Consider the following 16,767-nt stretch of genomic DNA (forward strand, 5'->3'; position numbering starts at 1 on the left):
ATCTCCCTCTCAAAACGGATTGACGTAGTTGACGATCGCGACCTGGCGCAGGATCACGCGGCGCACGACGTGGGTCGGCTTCAAATGGTCGGTGTAGATTGCGGCCGTGCCGGCCGATCCGGCCGGCAAGCGGTTGGCGAACGCGGCATCGTCGAGCTTGACGCGCACTACGAAGGGAACGGCCTCGATTGCTTTCGGCGTAACGGCGGTGCCCGAGGTCTGGACCTGACCGGTCGCCACCGCCTGCAGCACGCTCTCGACCTTCCCCGCGTAAATCTGCCCGGGCGCGAACTTGAAGGTCGCCTCGACCTCCTGCCCCGGCGCGACGTAGCGCGCGTCGATCTGGTTGATCTCGACGCCGATGATCGTGTCCGAGGTGTCGATGAACGCCATCACGGGCGACAGCGGCAGGTTCGCCACCCGCGCGCCCTTGCGCAGCGCGAGGTTGGTGACGTAGCCGTCGGCCGGCGCGCGGACCACCGTCTTGTCGCTGTTCCACTGCGCGGCCTCGAGCTGGCCGCCGAGCTGGTCGACCTCGGACTGGCGCTGCTCGACATCGAAGCCACGCCCGGCGTCGCGCTCGTAGAGCGTCGTCATCTGGGCGAGCCGCGTCCTGGATAGCTTGAGCTGCGCCTCGATCGCCTTGACCTGTGCGTCGTACGGCGTCGGATCGATCTTGAAGAGAATGTCGCCCGCCTTCAGCGGTGTGTTGGCGACGACGGGCACCTCGGTCACCTCACCCGCGACGTTGGGCACGATCGACACCGCGTTGCGCACGACCAGAACCGAACCCTGCGGCGCGCCCCAGCCCATCGGCACCAGCAGGCCGAACAGCAGGAGCACCAGCACGATGAAGGGCGACGCCTTCCAGAACAGGTTGAAGCGCACGATCCTGAAGTGCACCAGCAGGAACAGCAGCACCAGATAGGTGTTGAAGATCGCGACACCCATCACGCGTCTCCCGCCCGGCGCGGCGCCGGCACGTCGACATAGGCCCAGACGAAAGCCACCGGCCACAGTGCAAAGCCGCAGGTCAAGGTGATCCAGCCGGCGACGGTCACGGCCTGCGCATAAGGGTGATTGCGGGATTTCGCGATATGCCCGGGCAGCCAGCCCGCGATGCAGAACACGCCGATCGCACTCGCGACAAGGATAAGCAGCACGATCCAGGCGAAGATGTCGTAGCCGCTCATGGTTCGATCCTATTGCATCTTCACCAGAGGCGGCGGGAAGTAAGTCCCGTTCGCCACGCCACCGATCGGTCCATAGAAGCGGAATGTCAGACGATAACCTGAGCCTTTCGGCGTCGGCAGCCAGTTGCCATCGGGTGCGTTGGCAGGCTTCTCGGCGGCAAAATACAGCGTGAGCGAGCCGTCGTCGGCGTATTCCGGCTTGGTCTCGCGGTTCAGCAGGTAGCGCTCTCTCGGATTCGGCAGCACGCGGTAATGCACGGGATCGACTGCGATCACCGACCAGAAGTATTTCGCAAGGGACTGCGGCAACTCGCCCTTCGGAAAGGTCATGGTATAGCTGCTGTTGCCGGAGAGCGTTGCGCCGGTGCCGTCCGTGCCGGCGCGGTAATAAAGGACCTCGGGCATCACGTTGGCCCAGATGCCGCCAAAGGTGACCAGCGTACGAGCGATGAAGTCGATGTTGTAATTGCCGACCACCGCGGGGCGCGCCCAGCCGTTGTAGATCACGCCGTGCCCGATGGTGTTGCCGAACTTTGCGTATTCAGGATAGGTCTGCTCGCGCACGACCTTGGCGACTCTCTCGCGCTCGGCCTGGTCCTTGATCGCCTTGCCGATCGCCCGCGCATCCGCGGCCTGTTTCTCCAGGCCCGGGTTGAGGTCGGGTTCGCTGTCGAGCGCGATATCGGCATAGTCGAAGAGTTCGACGCCGGGCAGCTTGTCGAGGTCGAAGATCGGCGTCTTCGGAATGTCGGGCAGTTTCGGTGAACCGGTGGCGCGGAACGCAAAGGCGTGCTGGAGGCGGACCGCATCGTCCCAATTGTCTCCCAGCTCGACCCGCAGCAGCACGCGCGCATATTTGACCGGCAGATCAACACGTCTGACATCGGCAGGAAGTGTCACATTGGCGCCTCGCAGACAGACCGCGAACTCGCCATCCGGCTTGTTTGGAAAGAGCCGCTCATTGATGTTGGCGAGCGTCTCGTCCCATCCGTTAAGGAATTGCACCGTATAGTAGCGATCGACGATCTTCGGCACGGTGACGATCGTGCAACTCGTCTCGTCCACTGCGACCCAGGCTTCCGAATAGGCGACGTCGAGATTCGGATTGGGCCAGTCCACCGCGCCGGGCTTGCGGTGCCGCAGTTCGTTCCATTTGAAGCCTTCCTGAAAATCGAGCTGTTGCTGCCGCAACACGAGGATGCGCGTGAACAGGTAAATCCAGGAATCGCTGATCTCCTGATCCGATGGCGTTCCGGCGCGGTTCGGCGCCTGGGCGACGGCGACGCCGGCCAGGCAGGACATTGCAAGCGCGACAACCAGTGCTGTTTTCATCTGAACATCCTCAAGGGCTGTCCGGAAACATGGTCTTCCAGTCCTGCTTCATGTCGACCACGGTCCAGCCACCGGCCGCAGCTGCATCGAGCGCCTTGTCGAGCTTGCCGATCTTCGATTGCCGGTCGTAGGCGTATTCGCGCTCAGCATCGGTGTGGTGCACGATGCCGGCGAAACGCGTGCCCTGCCCCGCCGCGGTCCATTGCAGCATTTGCAGATCGCCATCCGAATTGCCGAAGGCGAAGATCGGGCGGCGCCCGATGAAGCGGTTGATACCGACCGGCTTGCCCGGGCCGTCATCGATGAACTCGACCTTGGCTTCCTTCATCAGCACGGACTTGCCGTCAGCACCGATCTGGAATTTCACCACGCCCGAAGAGCCGACCACCTGCTCCGGCGGAATGCCGTAGACCCGCTCCGTCCACGGCCGCATGAACTCGATGCCGCCGCCGGAGACGATAAAGGTCTTGAAGCCGTTGGCCCTGAGGTAGGCGAGCAGCTCCAGCATCGGCTGGTAGACGAGACTGTCGTAGGGACGTTTGAAGCGCGGATGCCTCGCGGTCGCGAGCCAGTCGCGGACAGATTGCGCGAACACATCCGTGGTCATGCCGGTATGCGTGACCGCCAGGATCTGCAGCACCCCCTTCTCTCCAGTGGCGGCAAGCGCCTTGGTATCCTTCTCCAGAAGGGCCTTGAAGGGTTGCCGCGTCTTCCAGTTCGGATGCTCCGGCGCCATTGCCATGACGCGGTCGAACGCGAAGGCGAGCTGGAAATAGATCGGCTGCTCGGTCCACAGCGTGCCGTCATTGTCGAAGGTGGCGATGCGCTCGGCCGGCGGCACGAAATCCGCTCCGCCTTGCGTCGTTACGCGCACGACGAAATCGGTGATCGCCTTCTTCGCCGCGCCGTCGTTCCAGGACGGCAGCGGGTCGGTCTGGGCACGGGCACCGACAACGCTGCACAGCACGAGAGCGACGAGCGCCGCAACGGCCGCTCGTCGGTTCAGTCCTGTGCATCCAGCCATCACTGCAATCCGCAACGGATTTCCCCTACCGCCTCTCGTTGAGCTTCATGCCTATTGGGTCACCTCGAAGCTCTTCTGCATCTTCTCGACCAACTGGTCGATGCTGAAGCTCGATGGCCGCTGGCTCGGAGGATAATCCTTGAAAGTCGCGAGAAAGTCTCCGACGACCGCCGAGGACGCCAGGAACGCGCCGGCAGCGTCCGACATGAACCAGTCGTAGTAAGTGTTCGAGGTGACGTCCGCACGTTCGTACGGATCGGAACGCAGATTGAAGAATTTCGGCACCCGCAGCTTGGTGAACGGCTCCGCCCAGATCCGCATGGTGCCGTTGACGCGCTGCTCTTCGAACACCGCTTTCCAGTTCTCATAACGCATCGCCACGACATCGCCGTCGTCGTTGAAGTAGATGAATTCCTTGCGGGCGCCGCGATCCTGCTGGCCGGTGAGATATGGAAGCTGGTTGTAACCGTCGAGGTGAACCTTGAAGGTCTTGCCACCGACGTTATAGCCGTTGAGCAGCTTCTGCTTGATCTCAGTGTCGCCGGCCGCGGCCATGAGTGTGGGGAACCAGTCGAGTCCGCTGATCATTTCGTTCGAGACCGAACCCGGCTGGATTCGTCCCGGCCAGCGGATCATGCAGGGCACGCGGAACGCGCCTTCCCAGTTGGTGTTCTTCTCGCTGCGGAACGGCGTCGTGCCGGCGTCCGGCCAGGAGTTCTGATGCGGGCCGTTGTCGGTCGTGTAGAGAACGATCGTATCATTGGCGACGCCGAGATCGTCCAGGGCCTTGAGGATCGTGCCGATCGTCGCATCGTGCTCGATCATCCCATCGGCATATTCGGTCCGTGAAGTCAGGCCCGGCTTGTCGCGATGCTCCGCCCGCACATGGGTACGGAAATGCATGCGGGTGGAGTTGAACCAGCAGAAGAACGGCGTGTTCGCCTGAACCTGACGCCGCATGAAATCGACCGCTGCGGTCGAGGTCTCGTCATCGATGGTTTCCATGCGCTTCTTCGTGAGCGGCCCGGTGTCCTCGATGGTCTGCTTGCCGACCCTGCCCCAGCGTGGCTGCTCGGTCGGGTCGTCGCGCTCGGATGCCTTGCAGCGCAGTACGCCGCGTGGTCCGAACTTGTCGAAGAAGCCGGGGTCTTTCGGGTAGAACCAGTTCTCGGGGTCTTCTTCGGCGTTGAGGTGATAAAGGTTGCCGTAGAACTCGTCGAAGCCGTGCACCGTCGGCAAATATTCGTTGCGGTCGCCAAGGTGGTTCTTGCCGAACTGGCCGGTGGCGTAGCCCAGCGGCTTGAGCACTTGGGCGATCGTGACGTCCCTGGCCTGCAGGCCAACGGTCGCACCCGGGACGCCAACCTTCGAGAGGCCGGTTCGCAACGTGCATTGGCCGGTGATGAAGGATGATCGCCCTGCCGTGCAGCTTTGCTCGGCATAATAGTCGGTAAACATCATGCCTTCTTTGGCAACGCGATCGATATTCGGCGTGCGATAGCCCATCAGGCCGAATGAATAGGCGCTCAGGTTGGTCTGGCCGATATCATCGCCGAAGATGATGAGAATATTCGGCTTGCGCCCCGAGGCCGCCGCAGCGGCCGGACTTGCGGCCGGCGCCGGGGCAGCCTTCTGCGCCTGTGCCAGCGCGTCCGATGTCAACGCCGCGGCTGCGACCAGTGAGGATGTACCGAGCAGCAGATTTCGGCGATTGATCGCCTGTTCCGCTTCGGTCTGGCTCTTGCTCCTGGTTTCTTTGCTCATTCGACACTCCTTACTTTTCAGAAGGCCGTTGCGACGGTCGAGAACAGCAGGCCGGCTCACCGAAGGATGAGCCGGGTGCGCAGAGTTAGCGATTTTGCAGTTGCTGCTGGATGATCCGGTTCAGTCCGGCGCGGACCTTGTCGACATCCATTCCTTCGGTTAGCGCCTTCTTCTGCTTGATCCCATCCATCATGCCTTCCAGGATGTTGGCGGGATTGAAGCTCGGCGGGAAGGCGCGCGGCGGAAACTCCTTGAACGTCGCGACGAACTGGAACACCTCATCCATCATGCCGTAGGCGCTGCCGACATGATTCAGATTCCAGTCCCAGAAGGTGTTGGAGGTGATGTCGGCGCGCTCGAAGGGGTCCTGCATCAGGTTGAAGATCTTCTGCAGGCGGAGCGTGGTGAAGGGTTCGGCCCACAGCCCCATCGTCCCTTCCTTGCGCTGCTCGGAGAAGACGTATTTGTAGTCGCCCTGCCGGAAGCACACCAACAAGCCGTCATCGTCCGAGTAGAAAAACTTGTCGCGCGCGCTCTTGGTGCCGTTGTTGTTGGCGGCGGTCCCGCTGACGTTGCGGAGGAACGCCGACTGGTCGTAGCCGTCGAGATGGACTTTGTAGCTGGTGCCGTTCGCGGTGTAGCCGGATTTAAGCTTGTTGACGATGTCGGGTTCGCCGGCGATCGAACACAACGTTGGGATCCAGTCGTTGTGGCTCATGAGTTCGTTGCTGACCGTACCGGGCTTGATCACACCGGGCCAGCGGACAAGGCAAGGCACGCGGAAAGCGCCCTCCCAATTGGTGTTCTTCTCGGAGCGGAACCAGGTCATGGCACCGTCGGGCCAGGTATTCATGTGGGGCCCGTTGTCGCTCGAATAGACGACAATGGTGTCGTTCGCGATTCCCAGATCGTCCAGCGCCTTGAGCAGTGAGCCGACGGTGTCGTCGTGCTCCATCATACCGTCGACGTACTCGCTGTCGCCGTGGGTGTAGCGGCCCCGGTGGTCGGCGCGGACGTGCGTGCGCAGATGCATGCGCGTCGCGTTGAACCAGCAGAAGAACGGCTTGCCGGCCGCCTGCTGCCGCTTGATGAAATCGATCGCCGCCGCGGACGTTTCGTCGTCGACCGTCTCCATGCGCTTCTTGGTCAGTGCGCCGGTGTCCTCGATGGTCTGCTTGCCGATCTTGCCGAACCGCGGATCGACCGTGGGATCGTCACGATCCGTCGCCTTGCAGCGCAGCACGCCGCGCGGGCCAAACTTGGCGCGGTAGGCCGGATCCTTGGGATAGTCGGGCAGCTCCGGCTCTTCCTCGGCATTGAGATGGTAGAGGTTGCCGAAGAACTCGTCGAAGCCGTTCACAGTCGGCAGCGATTCGTTGCGGTCGCCGACGTGATTCTTGCCAAACTGGCCGGTGGCATAGCCGAGATTCTTGAGCAGACCGCCGACTGAGGGATCGAGCTGGCTCATCCCCATTGGCGCACCGGGAAAGCCGACCTTGGTCAGACCGGAACGAATACCATGCTGGCCGGTGAGAAACGCTGCGCGGCCGGCCGTGCAGGACTGCTCGCCGTAATAATGCTGCATCTTGAGGCCTTCGCGCGCAATGCGATCGATGCTTGGCGTCTCGTATCCCATCAAGCCATTCGAATAGGCACTGATGTTCGCGATGCCGATGTCGTCACCCCAGATCACCAGGATATTCGGCTTGCGGCCCGAGGTCGCCGCAGGGGCCGGACTTGCAGCCGGCGCCGGGGCAGCCTTCTGCGCCTGCGCCAACGCATCGGACGTCAATGTCGCCGCGGCCACCAGGGTGGATGTACCCAGCAACAGATTGCGACGGTCGATAGCCTTGTCGGCCTGTTTCTTGTTCTCGGCGTCGTTACTCATAAGAAACTCCTTACATTGCAAAGGCCTTCACTACGTCGGGTGAGAAACGGCAGCGGATACCCGCACCACGCAGCGAAAGCCGACATGGCTGGTCGAGGTATCGACCGGTTCGGCATGGCGTGCAGCCGGGCGATAGCGGCGGCAGTAGTTCGGCGCACAGAGATGCGAGCCGCCCTTCAGGACCTTGCGGGGAATCCTGATCGCCGGCTGGGCGGGGTCGTAGCTCGCGCTCTCGCGGCCGCCGCGCGGGTTCTGCGGGATACAGCAGGGTTTCGCGGCGTCGGCCTCATGGCGGGCGGACCACCAGTCGGCGGTCCACTCCCAGACATTGCCGATCATGTCGTGGACGCCATAACCGTTCGGCGGAAACGCGGTCACCGGCGAGGTTCGGTCAAAACCGTCCTCGCAGAGATTCTGCAGCGGGAAATTGCCCTGCCAGGTGTTGGCCATGTGCTTGCCGCCGGGCGTCAAGGCATTGCCCCAGGCATATTCCTCATCCTCGAGCCCGCCGCGTGCCGCGAACTCCCACTCCGCTTCGGTCGGCAGCTCCTTGCCGGCCCATTTGGCGTAGGCGAGCGCATCGGCATAGGCGACGTGGACCACCGGATGGCTCCCGAGCACGTTGATGTTGCTGCGCGGGCCATAGGGGCGGCGCCAGTTCGCGCCCCGCAGGAACGTCCACCATTGGCTCCAGTCGCGCAGCGTGTGGACGCGGCGCGGCGGAGAAAACACCAGAGAGCCGGCATAAAGCATATGCGGCAGCGCACCCGGATATTGCGCGGGATCGGGCGGCCGCTCGGCGAACGTGATGTGGCCGGTTTCCCGCACGAAGTCGCGGAATTGGGCGTTGGTCACCGGCGTGCGGTCGATCCAGAAGCCATCGACCGACGCGCGATGCGACGGCGCCTCCTCGGGATAATGCTGGTCCGAGCCCATGCGGAACGTGCCGCCGGGAATCCAGACCATGTCGTCGGTCTGCATGCGGTCGTCCGGCTCTGCTTCAGCGGAAGCGATCTCGGCCCGGGACATGGCGATACACCTGTTCGCGCACTACCGTGGCCAGAACCCCTGTGTTCTCGATGGGTCGGTGACTCCGATAAGCGCTCCGCGGAAGATCTTGCCGAAGATGGCAGGCTTGAAGATCGCAGGATCGGCTTCTCGGTGATCGAACGTCGTGCTCGATTGCATTGTCGCGCCCTTCCATTTTTTGATGCTGCACTTTTCGGCAGCGTTGATTACGTCAGGCCTTCTTCCCTTCCTCCTCTGTTGTTCTCCGTGCGCGCGTCCACACGCGCAGCCGCTCCTGCGGCGCGTGATCCATCCCGCCGGACGTTGTCACGAGCTGTTTCGCTTTGAGATCAAACGATAGCGCAACGCGTCATGCGTGTGATGTGCACTTTGTGCCAATCTCAACCCCAAGGCGTGCAGCCTTAACGAACGATGTGCCAATTCCATCAATCCGATGCCGCCGGCATCATTGCCTTCTCGGAAAAACAAACGAAAATTTGCACGCCTGCGAATCCGCGCCACGATCTCGCCGCGGACATCAAACCAGCCTTGGCGCGTTGTCGCGGGGGCAGTTCCTGTCCTGACTTCAAGCACTTGGTCTCGGCAGATCAATCGCGCTCCAGTTATGAACCTGAAAATAAGCGAGCACCCTCTCGGTCAGCACCAGCGACCTCGGCTTCAAAAGACTCCATGGCGCCGCCAAAGGCTCGCATGTCGCGGTCACGCAGCTTGAGCGCGGCAGGCTGCGCGGCACATTGTCTCACGCGAATTGAACGGCCTGCACGAACCGGAACTCGGCCCGCTGCGGGTACGGCGCAACGAGCCGGCGTCGCCCGAAATCGCGATCACTGAGTTGCCCGACGTGGCAAGCCCTTCGTCAAAAATATTTCTGTTTATCGGCACACCCAACTCAGTGTATAGATTTGCCCGTCTCACCCGATCGAGGGGCGCTTGCGCATCGTCACGGGTGTTGCGGTGAGACGCGGTGGACGCTGAGGTCACGACCGACGAAGCGTGATTGATGCGGACGGCGAAATCGTGTGGTCCTGACGCCCTAGCGGCAGGTGTCTCGTCGCAAGATGCGAAAGCGTTTTGCGAAGGCGGTGACAAGCAAGCCCAGTCTCACCGGGGAGAGCACGTATAAGCCGTAAAACCATCGCGCAGGGAAAGCCGGAGTTCCCGGTTACACCTGTGGTCCTACCTCCCGTGCTTTTTGTTGCACGGGACCCATGGGTGCGATCGGCACCCGGCTTTCCCTGCGCCCTCTGATAATCGAGGGCGGACAAATGCTGCAAAAACTCGGGTGCTTGGCGCCGCGAGATGAGCGGACCTATCCGAACGTCGCAGGCGCGCATCACACTTCGCAGGCTTTCCGCCGCGATTCCGCGCTGCTAGGCTTTGGCGCCTTGGGAGGAAATGCATGTTCAGAAAATTGATGATTGGTCTCACCGTGATTGCCTTTGCCGGTGCCGGCGCTGCTGTTGCGCAGCAGAGCGGCATCAAGCGCACGCCGCTGCAGAAGGTCGATTTCCCGGCGGGCTACAACACGGTGACCGCGATCGCCGAGGTTCCGGCCGGGGGTGCATCGGGGCGTCACAGTCATCCCGGTGCTGAAACCGGCTAGGTGCTCGAAGGCGAGCTCGAACTTGTGATCGACGGCCAGCCGCCGTTGAAAGTGAAGGCGGGCGATTCCTACCAGATCCCGGAAGGTGCGGTGCACGACGCCAAAACCTCCGGCGACAAGCCGCTCAAGGTGCTCGGGTACGTGGTCAAGGCCGGCGAGCCCCTGGCAAAACCGGCGCCGTGAGCTGAACCAATTGGCCTACCGCCAGTTGGTTCATCTGAGCTTCAGGTACGGCGAGCGACAATTTGCGCTCGCCGATATTGATATTTTGCCGGTTTACAGGGACTTGCTGGCCTGGGCGATCGGGCTGAATTTCGGGCGGCAGCGCGCCAATTTCTGCGGCAGCTTCGGCGTGACCTCGGTCGCGGCCTATGGCCCGGGCGAATTGCACGCGTTGAGCCCGGGCCCGTTCCTGCTGAGCTATGGCGTGATCAAGCCGGACCACACCGTCGATGTGGTGCTGCGCTGGGACCATCTGGTCTGCGACGCGGCCCTGATCGCCCGGACCCTGGCCCGGCTCGAGCAGGTGCTGAGCAGTGTGATTGCAGCGGAATTGGGCGCGATCCGGCCGGAAACCGGCGCCCGGCCGGTCCGGGCGGCGGCAAACCGCCCGGGAGGGACGAAAATGGCCGATTTTGGCGTCGATTCGACCCAAATCGCCCCGCGTTTTGTTTGACAGACCCGGACTTTCTCCTTAAGACCACCCTTGCTCGCGGGCCGGTTTCGGCCCGCGATGCGTTTCGCGACCCGTGGTTCTCCCCGAGCTTTCGAGGCGGACCTGTCGGTACGGGCCTTTTGGCCGGTACACAGGAGGGCGCGTCTCCTCAAACCTGAAACTGACAAAACGCCGGGCGCGACGTAGCGACGGCTGTACAAAGAGGACGCGATGACAAAGCGCAGTGAGGCGAAGTACAAGATCGATCGCCGCATGGGCCAGAATATCTGGGGCCGCCCGAAGAGCCCCGTGAACCGCCGCGAATACGGCCCCGGCCAGCACGGCCAGCGCCGCAAGGGCAAGCTCTCCGACTTCGGCGTGCAGCTCCGCGCCAAGCAGAAGCTCAAGGGTTATTACGCCAACATTTCCGAGCGCCAGTTCCACGGCATCTATGTCGAAGCCAGCCGCCTCAAGGGCGACACCGGCGAGAACCTGATCGGCCTGCTGGAGCGCCGTCTCGACACCGTGGTCTATCGCGCCAAGTTCGTCGCCACGATGTTCGCCGCGCGCCAGTTCATCAACCACGGCCACGTCAAGGTGAACGGCCGCAAGGTCAACATCGGCAGCTACAAGCTGAAGGTCGGCGACAGCATCGAGGTCAAGGAAGCCTCCAAGCAGCTCACCCCGGTGCTGGAAGCCGCCCAGCTGCCCGAGCGCGACGTGCCCGACTTCCTCGAGGTCGATCACGGCAAGATGACCGCGAAGTTCGCCCGCATCCCGGCGCTCGGCGACGTGCCGTTCCCGGTGCAGATGGAGCCGCATCTGATCGTCGAATTCTATTCGCGCTGATCACGGCACGCATGCGAGATCCGAAAGGCCCCGGTTTTGCCGGGGCCTTTTTGTTTGGCTAAAGTCAGCGCACATCGACCGAGAGAACCATCATGCACTACACCCCTGCCCCGCCCGATCCGAAGGCGCCGCCCGTCCGCATCAACCTGCTGTCGGACACCCAGACCAGGCCGACGCCGGCGATGCGCGAGGCGATGGCGAAGGCTGTGGTCGGCGACGAGCAGGTCGGCGACGATCCGACCACCAATGAGCTCTGCGCCCGCGTCGCCGATCTGCTCGGCAAGGAGGCCGCCGTGTTCATGCCGTCGGGCACGATGTGCAACGTCGCGGCGACGCTGGCCTATTGCCGCCCCGGCGACGAGATCCTGGCGCACGCCACCGCGCACATCATCGCACGCGAGGGCGGCGCGCATGCGGCGCTCGGCGGCTTCCAGATCACGCAGCTCCCGGGCGATGACGGCCAGTTCACGCCGGACACCTTCCGCGCCGCGCTGCATCCGCGCACCCGCTACCAGCCGTCGCAGGTGCTCGTCAGCGTCGAGCAGACCGCCAATATCGGCGGCGGCACGATCTGGAAGAAGGCCGCGCTTGACGAGGTCGTGCGTATCGCCAAGGCCCATGGGCTCGTCACCCATATGGACGGCGCGCGGCTGCTGAACGCCACCGTGGCCTCGGGCATCTCGCCGCGCGACATGACCGCGGGCTGGGATTCCGCCTGGATCGATTTCTCCAAGGGCCTCGGCGCACCGATCGGCGGCGTGATCGCCGGCAGCCGCGCCTTCATCGACGACGTCTGGCGCTGGAAGCAGCGGCTCGGCGGCTCGATGCGGCAGTCCGGCGTTTGTGCGGCCGCCTGCATCCATGCACTCGATCACCACGTCGACCGCCTCGCCGACGACCATGCCAATGCGCGGGCGCTGGCGCGCGGGCTGTCGCAGATCAACGGCATCGCCGTGCAGGCGCCCGAGACCAACCTCGTCTTCTTCAAGCCCGATGGCGCCGGCGTATCAGGCGACAAAATGGTCGCCGAGCTGCGCAAACGCGGCGTGACGCTGGCGATGATGGACGGCCGGATCAGGGCCTGTACGCATCTCGACGTGTCGGCTGCGATGATCGAGGAAATGATGGGCCACGTCAGGGATATCGTGCGCGCAGCATAGTTCCCGTAGCCCGGATGGAGTGCATCGATATCCGGGCTACCAAACTACGGCAGCCGCTTTCCGACGTAATCAGTGCCTTCCTGGTGAAGCGTCACTTGCATTGCCGCGTTCTGACCGTCCGTGTCGAATGACAACACGGCATCGACAACCTTGAAAAAGAACTCGCGATCGCTGGTGGCGAAGATCTCGCGCCGCTGCTGCCCTGTCGCCTCGCTGAACAGGCGGTCTCCCTCCCTTGTAACGTGGATCGAAAATTCGGGCGTGAACCGATAGGTCCCGACCACACGGTCCAGCGCCTGCGGGCTCACCGCGGTGAGCTTCCCGACCCTGGCCTGACGATCCGGCCAGTGGTACTCGGCTGCGATGCTGCGCAGGATCTCGCCGACGAGGATCTGACCGCCCCAGCCATTGGTCATGACAACAGCGCCATCGCCATTCTCGAAAATGACCATGGTGTCGATGAAGCCCTCGTTCACCCCGTTGTGCCAGAATTGCCGATTGGGCGCCGAGCCGCGAACCAGCCAGCCCATCCCACGTCGTCCTGTCCCCGGGGGTAGCCCGTCGGCACTGCCCAGAACCGGCGCGAGCATCTCGGCCGTCATCGATTGCGACAGAACGGGATTGCTCCGACCGGCCAGCGAATCCAGCATGGCGAGCAGGAGACGGGCGAGATCGCTCGGCGTCGTCCATAATCCCGCCGCGGCCAGTTCGGGATAGACATGCGCCCCGCCGGGCACCGGCGTGCCGTCCGGCCGGTACGGCGTGGCGGCCATCGGCAAACGATCCGCAGGCAATGGCTGCGCGAAGCTGGAATGCGTCATGGCGAGCGGCTTGAAGACAAACTCATCGAGCAGCGCAGGAAACGGCCGTCCCGTCACGTCGATGAGCAATTGCTGAACGATGGTGTAACCGCCGCCCGAATATTCAGTCTGCTTGCCGGGTTCGTGCTCGACCCGAACGGGCGCAGTGTTCGCAGGCGGCCTGCCATCGAGGATCTCGACAAGCGAGGGGACCGGCTGGCCGGCCTGATAGCCCGGGTAGAAGGACACGTTCGTCCCGGCCGTATGGCTCAGCAGCCGCCGAACCGTCACCCGGGATTGGGGATACGGATAGTCCGGAATCTTCCAGCCCTTGAGCGCGACGTTGACGTCGGCATCGAGATCGAGCTTGCCGGCCTGAGCCAGCGCTAGCGCGGCAATGGCCGTCGTCGGCTTGCTGATTGAAGCCGCCTGGAACAGCGTTTCCGGCACCACGGGCGGACCGCCGATGGCGACGGTGCCAAAACCGCGCGCCCATTCGATGGCGCCGCCGTGAATCACCGCGATGCTGACACCGGGAACATGCAGCTCGTTCATGCGGTCCGACAATGTCATCGGCGCATCGCCGTCGACGACAATCGCCGTCCTCAGGCCGTTTACGACGTGGTCGATCCGCTGCATGACGTCAGCATCATTCCGGCGCAGAGCTTCTTCGGCCAGAACGGGCCGACACGCGGTCACCGCGGCAAGCGTGACGGCCACCGGGATGAGCTTGCGGAAGGTGAATGTCATTGCCTGCATGACCACCTCCGCCCACCGCCTCTAGCGCCCCATCGCCTGGTAGATCAGCGTCTTCAGCTCCTGCTGGATCCGGCCGCGCTGTGACGGCGTCTGCACCATGAAGATTCCGAACAGATCGTCCGCGGGATCGATGAAGAAGAACGTGCCGCCGACACCGTCCCAGCGATATTCGCCCAGCGGCCATGACGTGTTGGGCGGCACCGAGGTGCGGACCGCGAAGCCGAGGCCGAAGCCGGAGTTCGGACCCGGGTAGTAGTTCTTGTCGCGCACGACCCCGGTCTCCGGACCGATATGGTCCGACGCCATCAGCGCGATGGTCTCCGGCTTCAGATAGCGGCGGCCGTCATAGCTGCCGCCGTTCAAGAGCATCTGCGAAAAGCGCGCATAGTCGCCGATGGTGCCGACCATGCCGCCGCCGCCGGATTCCCAGCGCAGCGGCTTGCGCGGGTCGCGAACCTCGGCCACCGGACTGATGGTGCGATCCTTCGGCATCGGCTCGGCGATCAGCGGCCATTTCGCGTGGTCGGCGACATAGAATGCGGTCTCGTTCATTCCGAGCGGGCCGAGCAGCCGCTCCTTCTCGACCTGAAACAGGGATTTCCCTGTGATCACCTCGATGATGCGGCCGAGCACGTCGGTGGAATGGCCATAGTCCCATTGCGTGCCGGGTTGTTCGGCAAGCGGCAGCGCCGCGAGCCGCGCCACGAACTCGGCATTGTCGGGATCGTTGTTGAACAGGCCGGCATCGGCGTAGGTCGTGTTCACCACACCGCCACCGTAATAGCCGTAGGGCAGGCCGGCGGTGTGGCGCATCAGGTCCTCGATGGTGACGGGACGCTTGAGCGGCGCCAGCGTCATCGTCGCCTTGCCCTCATCGCCGCGCTTTTCCACGCCGACCTTCATGCCGGCAAAGGCCGGGATGTATTTCGATACGGGATCGCTGAGAGCGAGCTTGCCTTCCTCGACCAGCATCATCGCGATGACAGTGGTGATCGGCTTCGACATCGAATAGAGGCGGAAGATGGTATCCGCGCTCATCGAGAGCTCGGTGGCGACGTCGCGAACCCCGAACTTCTCGTAATAGACCGGCTTGCCGTGCTGCTGCAGCAGCAGGATCGCGCCGGGAATCTTGCCGGTTACGATCTCGTTCCTGACATAGTCGGAGACCTTGGCGAGGCGTTCCGGCGAGAAGCTGTGCGCGGCCGGCCCCGCGGAGCCGGCCTTCGCATCCGTTGCGACGAACGCGACCGCGAGTGCCGCGACGACTGCGCGGCACCCACGCATGTAAGAGCATGACCGATTGAATCGGGTCATGCTCTTGTTCCTTTGTTTTGATGCGTTTTCTTCACGCGAACCGGTATCCACTTCGCTCGAAAACGCTCTAGTTTTCCATGGCTTCATAGACGAGCAGCTTCAGCGTCCGCTGGACGCGCTGGCGCTCGGTCGGCGTCTGCTCCAGGAGGATGAAGAAGAAGTCCTGTTTGCGGTCGATGACGAAATAGCAGCCGCTGGCGCCATCCCATTTCAGTTCGCCGAGATCGCCGGGCGGCGGCGGCTTGGCGTTGCCGGGATCGGTGCGCACCCCGATCCCGAGCCCGAAACCGAAGCCGTCGCCGGGGAAGTAGAAAACGTCGCGCCCGACGCCGGAGCCCGGGCCGACCTGGTCGGTCGTCAGCTGCTTGAACGTCTCGGGCTTCAGAATGGTCTTGCCGTCGAAGGTGCCGCCATTGAGCAGCATCTGCGCGAAGCGCGAATAGTCCGCCATGGTCGAGACCATGCCGCCGCTGGCTGACTCCCATTTCTTGACCTTGGTCGGATCGTTGACCCGGCCGACCCGGAAATCGCTGTCGTTCGGCAGCGGCTCGGCCATCAGCTTCTGCTTCTCGGGATCGGTGACGAAGAAGCGGGTGTCGTTCATGCCGAGCGGATCGAGCAGCTTCTCGCGCTCGATCGTCAGCAGCGGTTTGCCGGTGACCACTTCCATCACGCGCGCCAGAATGTCGGTGGAATGGCCGTATTGCCAGAGCGCGCCGGGCTGGTTGTGCAGCGGCAGCTTGGCGATCCGCTCGGCGAATTCGGCGAGGTCGAAATCGCCGCCATAGATGTTGGCTTCCTTGTAGGCCTTGCGGACCAGGCTATCGCCATAGAAGCCGTAAGTGATGCCGGAGGTGTGCCGCATCAGGTCGAGGATCGTGATCGGCCGCTCCAGCGGCACCAGCTCGAGCGTCTTGGTGCCGTCCTCGGCCTTCTTCTCGACGCCGACCTTCACATTGGCAAAGGACGGGATGTATTTCGAGACGGGATCGTCGAGCTTGTACTTGCCCTCTTCCAGAAGCTGCATCGACACCACGGCGGTGATCGCCTTGGTCATCGAAGCCAAACGGAAGATGGTCTTGTCCGTGATCGGCGCCTTGCTGATCACGTCCTGCACGCCGAAGGACTCGTGATAGACGGGCTTGCCGTGCTGCTGGATCAGGACGATGGCGCCGGGAATCTTCCCGGTCGCGACCTCGTTCTTGAAGAACTCGCCGATCTTGGCGAGCTTGTCGGGATTGAAATGCGCACCCGCCGGAATCTCATAGGTGCCTTCGGCGCGGGCCAGCGGCACCGCAAGCAACAGCGCGGCGGCCGCGGCCGCACACGTCAAACGAAATGAATGCATTCTATCTATCCCTCCCCGAAAATCACGGGGAAGTGTAGCGGCGGTATCA

13 protein-coding genes and 2 pseudogenes are annotated in these 16,767 nt (G+C 63.2%); 4 read left to right on the forward strand and 11 right to left on the reverse strand.

What is annotated here, in order from left to right; genetic code table 11:
- Nucleotides 1-9: 9 nt before the first annotated feature.
- The 8 genes from G6P99_RS30265 to G6P99_RS30300 all read right to left on the reverse strand — a co-directional run bounded on the left by G6P99_RS30265 (nucleotide 10) and on the right by G6P99_RS30300 (nucleotide 8,803).
- Nucleotides 10-951 (reverse strand): HlyD family secretion protein, encoded by a 942-nt coding sequence (locus tag G6P99_RS30265; RefSeq protein ID WP_029081645.1) that lies wholly within the window; start codon nucleotides 949-951, stop codon nucleotides 10-12.
- Nucleotides 951-1,193 (reverse strand): DUF3302 domain-containing protein, encoded by a 243-nt coding sequence (locus G6P99_RS30270; RefSeq protein WP_029081646.1) that lies wholly within the window; start codon nucleotides 1,191-1,193, stop codon nucleotides 951-953. Before G6P99_RS30270 ends, G6P99_RS30265 begins: the two co-directional genes overlap by 1 nt.
- Nucleotides 1,194-1,202: 9 nt before the next feature.
- The gene (locus G6P99_RS30275) at nucleotides 1,203-2,525 is read right to left on the reverse strand and encodes a DUF1214 domain-containing protein (protein WP_165124457.1); all 1,323 of its coding nucleotides are present in this window, start codon (nucleotides 2,523-2,525) and stop codon (nucleotides 1,203-1,205) included.
- 10 nt (nucleotides 2,526-2,535) lie between these two features.
- On the reverse strand, nucleotides 2,536-3,549 hold the full coding sequence (locus G6P99_RS30280; protein ID WP_165124460.1) for an HAD family hydrolase: 1,014 nt from the start codon (nucleotides 3,547-3,549) through the stop codon (nucleotides 2,536-2,538).
- Between the two features lie 51 nt (nucleotides 3,550-3,600).
- On the reverse strand, nucleotides 3,601-5,313 hold the full coding sequence (locus tag G6P99_RS30285; RefSeq protein WP_165124463.1) for an arylsulfatase: 1,713 nt from the start codon (nucleotides 5,311-5,313) through the stop codon (nucleotides 3,601-3,603).
- Nucleotides 5,314-5,398: 85 nt separating this feature from the next.
- Nucleotides 5,399-7,201, reverse strand: a complete 1,803-nt coding sequence (locus G6P99_RS30290; RefSeq protein WP_029081649.1) for an arylsulfatase — start codon at nucleotides 7,199-7,201, stop codon at nucleotides 5,399-5,401.
- A gap of 30 nt (nucleotides 7,202-7,231) precedes the next feature.
- Nucleotides 7,232-8,230, reverse strand: coding sequence for a formylglycine-generating enzyme family protein (locus G6P99_RS30295; protein ID WP_165124466.1), 999 nt, complete (start codon nucleotides 8,228-8,230; stop codon nucleotides 7,232-7,234).
- Between the two features lie 306 nt (nucleotides 8,231-8,536).
- Entirely contained in the window at nucleotides 8,537-8,803 is a 267-nt protein-coding gene (locus G6P99_RS30300; RefSeq protein ID WP_156928637.1) for a hypothetical protein, read from the reverse strand.
- 826 nt (nucleotides 8,804-9,629) lie between these two features.
- Here G6P99_RS30300 and G6P99_RS30305 point away from each other — a divergent pair.
- From G6P99_RS30305 to G6P99_RS30320, 4 genes and pseudogenes are all read left to right on the forward strand, one after another.
- A pseudogene (locus G6P99_RS30305) lies at nucleotides 9,630-10,016 on the forward strand (cupin domain-containing protein).
- Nucleotides 10,017-10,101: 85 nt separating this feature from the next.
- A pseudogene (locus G6P99_RS30310) lies at nucleotides 10,102-10,431 on the forward strand (acyltransferase); the annotation flags it as partial.
- A gap of 288 nt (nucleotides 10,432-10,719) precedes the next feature.
- The gene (gene rpsD, locus G6P99_RS30315; RefSeq protein ID WP_029081651.1) at nucleotides 10,720-11,337 is read left to right on the forward strand and encodes a 30S ribosomal protein S4; all 618 of its coding nucleotides are present in this window, start codon (nucleotides 10,720-10,722) and stop codon (nucleotides 11,335-11,337) included.
- Nucleotides 11,338-11,429: 92 nt separating this feature from the next.
- The gene (locus tag G6P99_RS30320) at nucleotides 11,430-12,497 is read left to right on the forward strand and encodes a threonine aldolase family protein (RefSeq protein ID WP_165124469.1); all 1,068 of its coding nucleotides are present in this window, start codon (nucleotides 11,430-11,432) and stop codon (nucleotides 12,495-12,497) included.
- A gap of 44 nt (nucleotides 12,498-12,541) precedes the next feature.
- Here the strand turns inward: G6P99_RS30320 and G6P99_RS30325 are convergent, their stop codons facing one another.
- The 3 genes from G6P99_RS30325 to G6P99_RS30335 form a co-directional block, all read right to left on the reverse strand.
- On the reverse strand, nucleotides 12,542-14,056 hold the full coding sequence (locus G6P99_RS30325; protein WP_156928638.1) for a serine hydrolase: 1,515 nt from the start codon (nucleotides 14,054-14,056) through the stop codon (nucleotides 12,542-12,544).
- A 21-nt stretch (nucleotides 14,057-14,077) separates the two neighbouring features.
- Entirely contained in the window at nucleotides 14,078-15,340 is a 1,263-nt protein-coding gene (locus tag G6P99_RS30330; RefSeq protein WP_029081653.1) for a serine hydrolase domain-containing protein, read from the reverse strand.
- 97 nt (nucleotides 15,341-15,437) lie between these two features.
- The gene (locus G6P99_RS30335) at nucleotides 15,438-16,718 is read right to left on the reverse strand and encodes a serine hydrolase domain-containing protein (RefSeq protein WP_035976975.1); all 1,281 of its coding nucleotides are present in this window, start codon (nucleotides 16,716-16,718) and stop codon (nucleotides 15,438-15,440) included.
- Between the last annotated feature and the right edge of the window lie 49 nt (nucleotides 16,719-16,767).

The sequence above is a fragment of the Bradyrhizobium sp. 6(2017) genome, from assembly GCF_011058295.2.
Lineage (GTDB): Bacteria > Pseudomonadota > Alphaproteobacteria > Rhizobiales > Xanthobacteraceae > Bradyrhizobium > Bradyrhizobium septentrionale.

What these genes read in the sequence shown, in the direction of transcription:
- G6P99_RS30325 (WP_156928638.1), bottom strand. Translation starts at nt 14,056, where the DNA reads ATGCAGGCAATGACATTCACCTTCCGCAAGCTCATCCCGGTGGCCGTC.
- G6P99_RS30295 (WP_165124466.1), bottom strand. Translation starts at nt 8,230, where the DNA reads ATGTCCCGGGCCGAGATCGCTTCCGCTGAAGCAGAGCCGGACGACCGC.
- G6P99_RS30285 (WP_165124463.1), bottom strand. Translation starts at nt 5,313, where the DNA reads ATGAGCAAAGAAACCAGGAGCAAGAGCCAGACCGAAGCGGAACAGGCG.
- G6P99_RS30270 (WP_029081646.1), bottom strand. Translation starts at nt 1,193, where the DNA reads ATGAGCGGCTACGACATCTTCGCCTGGATCGTGCTGCTTATCCTTGTC.
- G6P99_RS30275 (WP_165124457.1), bottom strand. Translation starts at nt 2,525, where the DNA reads ATGAAAACAGCACTGGTTGTCGCGCTTGCAATGTCCTGCCTGGCCGGC.
- rpsD (WP_029081651.1), top strand. Translation starts at nt 10,720, where the DNA reads ATGACAAAGCGCAGTGAGGCGAAGTACAAGATCGATCGCCGCATGGGC.
- G6P99_RS30320 (WP_165124469.1), top strand. Translation starts at nt 11,430, where the DNA reads ATGCACTACACCCCTGCCCCGCCCGATCCGAAGGCGCCGCCCGTCCGC.
- G6P99_RS30265 (WP_029081645.1), bottom strand. Translation starts at nt 951, where the DNA reads ATGGGTGTCGCGATCTTCAACACCTATCTGGTGCTGCTGTTCCTGCTG.
- G6P99_RS30290 (WP_029081649.1), bottom strand. Translation starts at nt 7,201, where the DNA reads ATGAGTAACGACGCCGAGAACAAGAAACAGGCCGACAAGGCTATCGAC.
- G6P99_RS30335 (WP_035976975.1), bottom strand. Translation starts at nt 16,718, where the DNA reads ATGCATTCATTTCGTTTGACGTGTGCGGCCGCGGCCGCCGCGCTGTTG.
- G6P99_RS30280 (WP_165124460.1), bottom strand. Translation starts at nt 3,549, where the DNA reads ATGGCTGGATGCACAGGACTGAACCGACGAGCGGCCGTTGCGGCGCTC.
- G6P99_RS30330 (WP_029081653.1), bottom strand. Translation starts at nt 15,340, where the DNA reads ATGCGTGGGTGCCGCGCAGTCGTCGCGGCACTCGCGGTCGCGTTCGTC.